The 11,037-nt window shown below is 40.9% G+C and carries 8 protein-coding genes and 1 pseudogene; all 9 read right to left on the reverse strand.

The window, feature by feature from the left end; translation table 11 throughout:
- Positions 1 to 87: 87 nt before the first annotated feature.
- Positions 88 to 2,673, reverse strand: coding sequence for a DUF1566 domain-containing protein (locus AB6E52_RS21920; RefSeq protein ID WP_102321097.1), 2,586 nt, complete (start codon positions 2,671 to 2,673; stop codon positions 88 to 90).
- Positions 2,674 to 2,875: 202 nt separating this feature from the next.
- Positions 2,876 to 3,595: a hypothetical protein gene (locus tag AB6E52_RS21925; protein ID WP_241910598.1), complete on the reverse strand. Its 720-nt coding sequence runs from the start codon at positions 3,593 to 3,595 to the stop codon at positions 2,876 to 2,878.
- A gap of 395 nt (positions 3,596 to 3,990) precedes the next feature.
- Positions 3,991 to 4,788: an outer membrane beta-barrel protein gene (locus AB6E52_RS21930; protein ID WP_102321098.1), complete on the reverse strand. Its 798-nt coding sequence runs from the start codon at positions 4,786 to 4,788 to the stop codon at positions 3,991 to 3,993.
- A gap of 1 nt (position 4,789) precedes the next feature.
- Positions 4,790 to 5,821, reverse strand: a complete 1,032-nt coding sequence (locus AB6E52_RS21935; RefSeq protein ID WP_065583729.1) for a hypothetical protein — start codon at positions 5,819 to 5,821, stop codon at positions 4,790 to 4,792.
- Entirely contained in the window at positions 5,821 to 6,543 is a 723-nt protein-coding gene (locus AB6E52_RS21940; RefSeq protein WP_102321099.1) for a hypothetical protein, read from the reverse strand. The genes AB6E52_RS21935 and AB6E52_RS21940 overlap by 1 nt, the downstream gene beginning before the upstream one ends.
- A 10-nt stretch (positions 6,544 to 6,553) precedes the next feature.
- A complete protein-coding gene (locus AB6E52_RS21945; RefSeq protein WP_102321100.1) occupies positions 6,554 to 9,304 on the reverse strand; it encodes a TcfC E-set like domain-containing protein in 2,751 nt (916 codons plus the stop codon).
- A complete protein-coding gene (locus tag AB6E52_RS21950; RefSeq protein ID WP_102321101.1) occupies positions 9,304 to 9,819 on the reverse strand; it encodes a hypothetical protein in 516 nt (171 codons plus the stop codon). The genes AB6E52_RS21945 and AB6E52_RS21950 overlap by 1 nt, the downstream gene beginning before the upstream one ends.
- 70 nt (positions 9,820 to 9,889) lie before the next feature.
- Entirely contained in the window at positions 9,890 to 10,402 is a 513-nt protein-coding gene (locus tag AB6E52_RS21955) for a hypothetical protein (RefSeq protein WP_102321102.1), read from the reverse strand.
- Between the two features lie 452 nt (positions 10,403 to 10,854).
- Positions 10,855 to 11,037, reverse strand: a pseudogene (locus tag AB6E52_RS21960) (ISAs1 family transposase); the annotation flags it as partial.

The raw sequence follows: 11,037 nt of genomic DNA on the forward strand, positions 1-11,037 counted from the left end.
CACAACGGTATGCTAAGAACAAAAATGCCGTTCACTCTTAAGTGAACGGCATTAGCCCTGCGGGCCGCAAACTCTGAACGTTGAACCCTAAGAACCTGATACGCACGAGACGTAGTACTGACGGGATGGGTAGCTGCTGCCGACGCCGCCATAGGTGAGGCCCACGCTGTAGTAGTAGCCGGAACCATTAGCCGTCGACGACCAGTAGAAGTAGCCGGTCGCCCAACCCTTCGCGGTGTACATGTGACCAAAGTTATTAAAAAGACTCGTCAACTCATCTATATTTGCTAAAGCCCAATCATCTCTCCCGTTAAGCTCAAGTGTATTATAATGTTCACAAAGGCTATGTGCTTCAGTAACACTAAAAATTGCAAACGATCCTGAAGGACCATAAGGGATATTGTCAACATGACTACCGTAGTAATTACCACTATAGCCAACAGCGTTTAAAAAGCTCTCACTTGGAGTACCGGTAAACAACTTTCCATCGCTTTCCGCAATTTTAACACAGGCACCCGCGGCGTTTTGTTGATCATCATCCCCAACTTGGCCACCACACAAATAGGCATGAAAGGTAACTTGGCTAATCGCATTAGTCTGTGTATTGGTTGTTGTGGTGTAAGATGACGCCACATCAAAGGTCATGGTCGTTGTTGGGGTTTGATAGTTTGTATCCCACTTTACCCGCACTTTTTGCTCACCTGATTCATCGGTTTGAGTCGTTTCCGCTTCAAGGATAGGAGTAACCATTTCTGCGGTGTCTGGGTGCTGTTCTGTACTTACCACTGAAATGACTGAGTAACCTTCTACTGGGTTGCTATTTTGATCGGTCAAGGTCGCAGTAACCTGGCCACCTTCCACTGACGTATAAGGTACCGTGTCAATCGTTGCTTCTGATGACACTGCAGCCGTCTTTTCATCACCAATAAACTTAACTTCATAGTCTTGAGTAATGCCACCCACATCAAGGGTTAATGTGACGGTTTCCGCTTTTAAACTGGTTAAGCGAAACTCGGCAATACCATAGCTGTCTGTGGTAACGTTATCGCTGTCCAATGTCACATTTGGGCTAGAGACAGAAGCCGTCACAAGGGTATCTGGTCTTACTTCTTGACCGAGTTTTAACTCAACAAATACAGAACCAACATCAACTCCATCCGCGACAACTTCCGTGCTTGAGGTAGGCAATACAGTAATTAAACCTTGCTTAACACATGTCACATAATAAGCCGATGTTGGATCGACATCGCCTGTAAGGGTGCTGCCATCTTTAAGATCCACCCACTTAACCAGATCTGCTCCGTCATCATAAGCGAGGTATTGCGCTTTAACAGGCCAGTTATGTAACGCCTGAACATCGGTATCAGTGGCCATCAGCTTAAGTTGATCAAACGTCGGCACTGAACCACCGATGGTGTCGCAGTATGCTACGGCCGACGGATAACGAAAACCAGCCATATCAATCGCTGGGCTGTAGCCATCATCGTTCAGTTTTATATCATAAGGCGAGCCTTGCCCGGCTGCATCAAGTGCGGTGGGTGGTCCAATATAGAGATCCAACAAATGAGAAATGTCGTCCCATTTTGATGACTGATTAGGATCGGTCACTTCAACACGAATCAAACCCATGTCATACACTCCATTATGATCACTAACCGCAAAACTAATATAGTGGTAACCTGGTTGTGACGCTTGAAAGACGATCGTTTTATTCTGAGTGTCCAGTGGATCTTTAGGTACCGCTTTTGCGTTAAACGATTCAACATACACCAATTGATAATCATCACTATCGTCCGAGGAAACAAAGCCGCTGATGTCGATTTCTTCATCGGTCAATACGTTGACAACAACTGGATATACAATATTATCGTCAATCGTAAAACCTTGGTTAGCTTCGTAGCCCACCGCAACATCTAAAACCCCCATCAGCACAAGGCCATTAACCGAGTCTTCTAACGTATAAAGAACACGGTCAATGCCGGTAAAACCTGACGGCGGGGTATAATCCATAGTCTGGTCATCTGTACTATTTATTTGAACTGAGCTCGAGCGACCGTACGGTAGTGTAAGCTCCGTTAATACAAACTCGTCACCTAACGTAAAGCCGACTTTCTCCAATTCGTCCTTCAGTAAAACACTCACATCTTCATTAATCAGTGTTGTTGCACTTACTGGAACCAGTTCGGTTGAGCTAGGATTACTACTTACCGCAATGCGCGTAACCGCAGAACTCGAACCTTCTGAGCTACTACTATCACTCATTGGCGCTTCAGCCATACGGCTCATTGGCGACAATGTTTTAGGAGTCACATGATATCGATAGTCACACACCTTGGTATCAAAGGCCTGAATTACAAACCCTGTTTCCGTCATACTTTCTACTTGGCAGCTATCATCATTAGACAAGACCTCGACTTCACTCAGCGCAAAGCCACCACCCGTTGATGAAAATACCTTTGACGACAGGTCAACCTCGAACGATTCAGCATAGCCAGTCGAGTAGGTAGCATTTTGAGCGGAAAGCGTCGCGCTTTGAGTATTAGGGGAAACACTTGCTGAGCTTCCGGCACTTCCTTCACTGCCCTCTCCACCACACCCAAAAAGGGTAAGCGTAGTAGCGACGACAAAACCCAGGGGAATGCTTCCTCCTGGCTTATTGCTTAAAAGGTTCATATTACTTCTCTTTACTTTTTATTGATTTCAAAATTGATTTTATGATTTGTATTTAATGTTGTATTGGGCATTTACACTTTGCTGATAACAGTGATGCCATGTAGGCTAAAATTAGCACTGAACATGGGTAATGAATGCTGATCGTCCTTGATTAGCATTAATCATTGAAGGCCTATAATTATGTCTATTTTCAGCGTTCCTATTACTGAATAGGCAGTTGCATCTCTTTAGAGTATTTTTTATCGTAAGATGTTACGGTTACATTAAGTTGTTCACTTTGCGTATATTCCGCAAGAGAAAACGTTTTATCCCGACCAGATACAACAGTGAACTTTTGTTTGCATTGCGTATTATTTTCTGTTGTACATGAGTTAACATAAACATCAATTAGCGTATTACTATTATTATCGATGCGTAAATTCTCGCCCTGATTGTAAATCTTATAATCAAAACTTGGCTTTGTCGTAGGCAGAATATAAACCGGTGAAAAACCATAGTTTATCTCGACACCGTGAATTTTCTCTCCCTCTTCTTTATAACGACTAGGAGTAAATGGCAGCATAAACATCAAATCTTTGCTGTTATCGCAAGACGTGTTGTGACATAAGCTACGAACACCCACGTCTTTCTCTTCACCAGGTCTTAAAACTAATCTTGGGTGCGTAAGAGATATTTTCCAATCATCTAGATTGTTTCTTGTATAACTATTACGAACGATTTTGTCGCCATCAATAAACTGAATTTCTTGTACTTTTCCATTAACAAAAATCGGGTGAGACTCATCATTAATAAGTGTCACGACACCATTGCCCTTTTTATCCGCGACGACAATCATCTTGTCGACATTAAAAGCATTGGCAGCAGTAGAAGTCATTGCTGAACAAATTGCGAATACTGTTAATAGATTATATTTAATTTTCATATTTCTCTCTACTAAAAATAATAAATTTTAGGATACTACTCGTCTATTTTGCTCAGCGCGTATATAACACCAAGCGCGAAAATAATGAGTACATACATGTTTAAAATATTTGGTCCGATCATTACTCCGCTCTCTTATATTTGACCTTCATGCATATAATTGAGGTATTAATTAGCATATTTGCGAGCCCAAACGATAAAAGGTGAGTAGCTCGATTGGTGAGCAGTATCGCGCATTCGGATTTAAAGGTATTGGGCACTCTTGAATTTCAAAAACGCAAGATGCGAGATAGCTAAACAAGTGTAGATATCATTTACATTGGCGAGATACTCTCTGCTACAAACAAAGAAACACTGCCAAAAAATTGGCAGTGTTTCTGTTTCAAGGAAGGCAACTTAATCTAAACAGCTAACTTTCGGGTAAAGTATTTTCTCTTCAGGGTAAATCAAATTCAAATCACGATTATTAAGATTTGGATTTGCTTCGACTAATTCATCAAGTGAGCTATCAAATGCTCTTGCAATTCGGTGCAAATAGTCGCCAGGAACCACTCGGTATTCAACTAAACGCTGCTGACACGATGGCGCCTTCTTAATTGGGACAATAGACGCCAATTGGGTTTTCGGCCTTGATACTTGGGTCGACTCTTCAACAAGCTGGTCAACATTGGGCCTTGGGTTAATATCTGAAAGGCCTTCTGCGGCTTCATTGCTTGAAAAACGATAAACCAACAGTGCATTAAATGCGTATAGATCGTCTTGTTGACGAGCTAAATCAAAGACGCCTTGGTAACCAAGGTCGGCGCTCCAATTTTTACTCAATTGGTATTTAAGACCAAGCGATGCCGTAAAATTGGTGTCGTCACTAGAAAACGCGCCCCCGACTCCTGCATACAAGGAGGCAAATTCACTGACGGGTAGCAATAAGTCGGTTTCAACCATTACCGCACGTAAACTATCTATTTCCGAATCAGAAAAAGCAGAATAATCAGCATAGCCAAGTTCAAATAGTACGTTTTCACTAATGTTATATCCAACCGCCGCCTTATAACCAAGTGCTTCAGTCTGTCCCATGTTGTCATCAAATGCAGAAAACGTCATGCCACCACTCATCTGGATAGGCAGCTCCTCTGCTGATACACTTATGGATAAGAACACAGCGATAATCGATGACATTAAGTTCATTTTTTTCATCTTAAATACCAGGCTCCAACATGATCGTTACTTCATCAAAATAATCTCCGGAAACAGCAGAACTGCCCTCAATATCGTAATCAAAGTCTAAAGTAAAGTTAATACTTGTTTGCACTCCAGCTCCTTCTGAAATAGCCGTTGTTTGATACATTAATTGTCCTTCATCAACTAAGTTACCAGAGCTGCACTGATCGCAATGAATGCTGTAAGGAATAACCACACCAGGGTTACTTGAATTAACCAATTCGTATGACTGTAAGGGCATTGTTAAAACAATTCCGTCATTAAAATAGCCGTTCGCTGTAATATCAAATGACGTTGTCGATGTTATTCTTTTGCCAATTGTGTCGTAGACTGGCGTCATGACACCATCTCCACTTACAAAAACACTGTCGAGTTGAACAGGCTGATAATCAAATGAAAACAACATCACTTCATTGATGTTGCGATAAGTCATAATGCCGTCATTTTCATAGTAGTAACGAATATTTACCGGCACTGAAGCTGAATATTGCCCCTCTGGTAGCCCACTTAATGCCGACACTATTTCACTTTCGTTAATATCGAAAATAGGTCTCAGGAAAATAAATGGGCTCGATTTTTGTTTATTAATTAATCGAACAGACGAAACACAGTTTGGACCTTCAACAGTCACAATCGGTAGTGACACTTCATCAAATGAGCACCCACCACCTACCGTATTCGCTGACTGGGCAAATTCAATTCCAGTAGTATTGTATTGAACGCCCGATATATCGATCGATATTGACGGTGAAGTATTCCCATTTCCCCCAATTAAAGTCATCTCTGTTGGAGGTGTACCCGAAAATGTCGCGGCCGCCCAAGCTTCTGAAGCCTGCAACATAGGAGGAGTTTCCCACGTACTTGGCAGCATTTTACCATTGTAACGTGTCACATTGTCCCAACGAACACCACCAGCCTTCACTTCCGCGCGAACTTCAAACGCAGCTTGAGCCATGCTTGTCGTCATTAATGCAATAAACGCTACAATATATAGGATAGGTCTAGGCATTATATTTTACCTCTCGTCACCATTTCTTTCTTTGAATAGCTTCTGTCGTGAGATGTCACGGTAATGGTCAACTCGTTATTTCGCATAGTTTCGGTTAAAGGGAACGTCTTATTCCTTCCCGATACAACCGTAAATTTTTGTTTGCATTGGGCTTTGTTTTCAGCAACACATGCATCTACAAAAAAATTGAGCATGGTATTACTTTTATTTTCGACTCTAAGGCTATCACCGTTGTTGGTTAATTCGTAAGAATAATTCGGTTGTGTTGTAGGAATAATATAAACAGGTGCGAATCCGTAATTAATTTCCACACCACTCACTACTTCACCAGGTCTGTATTTACTTGGAGAAAAAGACAGCATAAACATCAAATCTTTTGAATTATCGCATGCAGCGTTGTGGCATAAACTACGTATGCCAATGTCTTTCTCTTCACCAGGGTTCAAAACTACCTTCTGGTGCGTTAATGACACCTTCCAATCGTTTAAGTTGTCTCTTGTATATTGTTTTTTTTCTACCTGTTCTCCATCAATAATATTTATTTCATCCACCTTTGCTTGGATAAAAATTGGGTGAGACTCGTCGTTGGTTAACGTAACGATACCGTTCCCTTTATCATCAGAGACAATAACCATTTTATCTACCGTAAAAGCTTGTACACTTATAGATAACAATATAGCAGTGAGTGATACTAAATTTAGTAGAACTTTATTGGATTTCATTTCCCACTCCTTAATTAACTTGTGCGACTGGGTATGTAATGGCGTTGGTGCGATAAAGTCGCTTTGCCAACAGTTTTAACTGATCGATATCTCTTTTATGAAGCGCTATTGTTTCCGCCATGTTTATAGATTCATGCGCTATATAAATTGCCTTAAACGAACCCACTTCTTTCTGAATAATTCGATAACCGTGTGACTCGAGCTTTTTAAGCGCTTTATTCAGTTCAATCGAGCTTTCGTATGCACCTAAATACATCGCTTGTAGTCGTTCATCTGCATCAATCAAATCTATCTGCTTTTCTTGAGCTATTGGCAAACAATAGTTTTGACCAAAGTTCATCTGATTTGTTGAAGTAAATTCATAAGGCAGTAAGCATTGGCTTTCTTTCGCTGACAATTCAAAGTTCATGCCTTCCAATACGGTTACTCTATAAACACCGTCGGCCATTTCATTGACTTCAATACAACCTTCTCCATGACACTCCACTTCTGTAATCGGCTGTTCTGATATGTCATTAAAGGCGCTGACAAACGAAACGACGCGACTAACTCTTGGCTCAATAGAAGCAACCGTACCTGGGTGTGTAAACACGGTTACGTTACTATCACCAGAGTTGTAAAGATCAACGCTCTCTGAATCAAATTTCGCACGATATTGACTATAGTCTTCCAAAGGCACAATTGTTTCATCGTTATATACGATGAACTTACTGTTGTTTCGCCCTTCTTTTTTAAGAGAGAAGTAACCTTTTTCATCAAACGTCTGCTCTGTATTCTGCGACTGATGAATATCGACAAGCGTATAAGACATTGCCGCTTTATCGGTAATATAAACGCCGTCTGTCGTCACGATTTGAGTGCTAGACAAGCCAGCATTGATACCACTCGTGCCATTGGTGGACGTATGGGCGGAGGCATTCATTCGAGCGTATTTAGTCGTGCCACTGGTCGCCAATAACGCATCTTGATACATATCATCCTGTTGTCGATCGTAGGTGTTACTCACCTCAAGCGACGTATTAAAGGAGTCTGAGTCAATTAACTGATTTCGTCTTACTGTTGTTTTAAATTGATTAATGTCATCACTATCACTCGTCAGGCCCATGATAGTTTCTACTGTGTCTGACAACGGGACACTCCATAACAAATTAACTGATATGTCGTCCGTCGCCTCAGAGTAATCGACGTTAATATTAACTCGCGAATCTAAAACTGTGGGCGTGCTGTAACCAACGGAAATAAACTGCTGTTCCTGTTCATCCGAGTTACCTAAATTGTCTAACTGCTTGTCGTTATTAAGCGAGTAAACCGCATACATAGATTGTCCACCGCGGAAGCTGTACGAAGAATTCAACGATAGACGTGAATAATCGGCATATCCGTACATATAAGAAGCAACTGGATCACCAAGTTCATTATCGAGAGACTCATAAGATAGACTTAAATAAGGGATACCGATATTAGCATTAAAGTGAGATGCGTCTTCGAATTGGCTGTACACAGCTTCAGTACTCAAATCCCAATCAATCAGATTGTATGCACCACCAACGGTGTACATAGTGCCACTGTCCGTGACCAAGCCGCCCAAGCCTACTTGCAACGAACGGGTGAGTTGGTAGTTAGCTAATGCCTTGCCATAAACATCGTCTTCAATATTTTGAATGCCATGTTCCGTGTAGTCGTAATGGCTTCCTGAAAACATACCCGCAGTGGCAACGAAATCCACTTCCCCCTGAGTCAGAGAGTCACCTTTGGTGTTATATACTTGATAAGTCTGGGTATTAACAACTTGCCCACCACTTGTCACCTCAAGTACAGCTTCATAGCGACCAGATGGTAACTTGCTGTAAGGAATTGAGTTCTGCCCTTCTGGTACGTTATCTTGAAAAATCAATCGACCATCACGAAGAACTTGTACACCGCCACTTGTTGGCGCATAAAAGCTCAATACTTTGTCGTTATTATGTCCGCCTACGAGCAACTTTTTAGAGGTACCTACCGTGAGCGAGTTTTGAGCAACTCGAGCGGTGTTATTCAGGAAGTCAGTTGAGTTAACCTCTGGCTCAAATTCAAAATGACCCGCTTTTATTGAGTAAGAATCGATATCTAAATGATATGCCGCTTCATACAATTCAGAACCGTTATCACTGTTGTTGGCATTGAAATCAGTTTTGAGGTATCCGTAAGGTAGCCCCAGTGTCGTTTCATTATTTAAAGAAACGATTGAGTCTTGATCTTGATATTCACTCACGTACAGATCAAATGAATTGATTAACCCATTGTGTTGACTCAGAGACGAGTGGTATACCAGTTCTTCATCGAGATTCGAGTATGACAAAACCTGTGGAGATACAAAAAGATAGACTTCTTGATCGTTATAGTTATGAACGATCTCAAACGTTTCTGGGTACAACTCACACTCATCGAGCTTACCTAAACACTCAGACTGATCTTGTATGCCAACCATTAATTGATCTATGATCTTCTGCTGGTACTCAGCCGACACTGTATTATCATTTAAATAGTCAGATACCTGTGCGATCGCTTTTTTATTATTCGAGTCTAATTTTAACGTGTTAAACGACGTTAAAAATGGGATCGGTGAAGTAAGGGAACCATCTAAGTTACGTATACGGACTGTTGACTCTTTCAATTCAAACAGTTCTTCAAAACCTTCAAGAACATTTTGACTATAACTTGAATACGAATACACAGGCAATAACACTAAAATTGCCATTGTTATGAGTTTGAACCTGAACATTATATATCTACCTCTATATTGAACTCTATCTCACCATTACACCTCTCCGCTTGGCCCGCTGTGATGATATCTTTAAATGACTGAAAACTTAATATAATGTCATGCTCACTATACTTATTGTCGCCATCATTTAAATTGAAATTTGAAAAAGAGACGGATTCACCCTCTGACAAACTTTTCCCGTCAATCGTTAATGTAACGAAATCATCCTGAACATTGCTCACTCCAGAGTAGTCCGTACAAATTGACGTATTTTTTGTTAACGTTGAAATATAAGGAATATCCGAAGACTCAAAAGGTATATCTGTTTCAATTCTTAATGTGGTATTAACATCATCAAATTTTGTTTTGTCTTGATTTGACGTCAACTCCAGAACTGCCGGAATAAATTCAACAGAATTAATTGAATTTGTATAAAGTTTGCCTACATCGAGGCTCGTAGTAATGTAAAGCACTTTGAAATCGGCGTTGGCATTCATACTCATGAAAGCCAATAGTATTAAAACTTTTTTCATATTGACTACCATCGTAGAGAAATAAGGCTCGTAATTACTACGAGCCTTTGAATCGGGAATTTTCTACAAATTAAACAAGGTCAGCCATAACCGTTACTGATGCTTGAACAGTAGTTCCACCTACTTCAGATTCAGGTAATACAGCAGTCTGCTTAACTTTAGTTGAAATAGTTTCTTCACCAGAAACAACATCACCAACGGCTACTGGTGCACCATTTACATTAATCTCAACAGCTTGAGATGGGTTTGCCACACCGTCAAAAGCTACTGATGCATCAACTAGAGTCCAGTTAGCTGAAGCTAATGCACCAACAACAGGAGTAACAGCATCACCATCATTTAAGTGAGACTCAAGTACGATAGTATCTGATTCAAACACACCGTCTGAGCTTGGAGTGATAGTACCGTTAAGCGCTGTTGTATCACCTCCTAGGCCAGTGATGATAAGTGCATCTGATGCGCTAGTTGTTGGAACAACGCCGTTCCATATAACAGTAGCATTTGAAGATGCGTTAGCACCTGCACTTACTGCCATACCCATAAGAAGAACTGATGCTAGTGCGCTTTTTTTGAAGTTAAACATTTTACTTTCCTTTAAAGATTAAATATTTCATAAATTAGTAATCCCGCTCCTGCGTTTAAATTTGTTAACGCTCATCGGTGACAGGACGAAATAAATTATGCGGAACACTGGAAAAGAAATATTGGGCATTTGAAAATTCCATTTGCCGAAAATGCCGATTCGATAAAACCATCAACAGTAAAGCTAGTAATACCTACCTTCGTTTTATCTACATCTATAATAAAAACCTGCCCGATAAGCTATAGTTTAAATTCTAATAAAAGAAGATTGAATTACATAAGCAATCGAACAATACTTACCATAATAGAGATTATCGAGGACAAAGAATGCCACTCACGTTTGCACACTTCTTAGAACAAGCCAGAAAGGAGCGAGGTTTAACACAGCAGGAGATGCTTGAGTTACTGCTTGAGGCCGACCCGACATTGTCTAAGCTCGACCTCAGGGCAAGATTACGAAGCCCCTTGCCCTGCAAGGACTTGCGAAAGGTAAGCGTTATTGCGGTTCGCTTTTTTCTGCTTTCTTTTGATCCCTGCTTTGAAGCTGATTTCTTCCGTCAGCAGATTTAAAGCTATATGTATTATAACTGCTAAATTCTCACCGGCTTGCTCTCGACGTATCCGACATTCATCTTC

This window comes from Vibrio sp. 10N.247.311.13 (assembly GCF_041467595.1).
Taxonomy (GTDB): Bacteria; Pseudomonadota; Gammaproteobacteria; order Enterobacterales; family Vibrionaceae; genus Vibrio; species Vibrio crassostreae_C.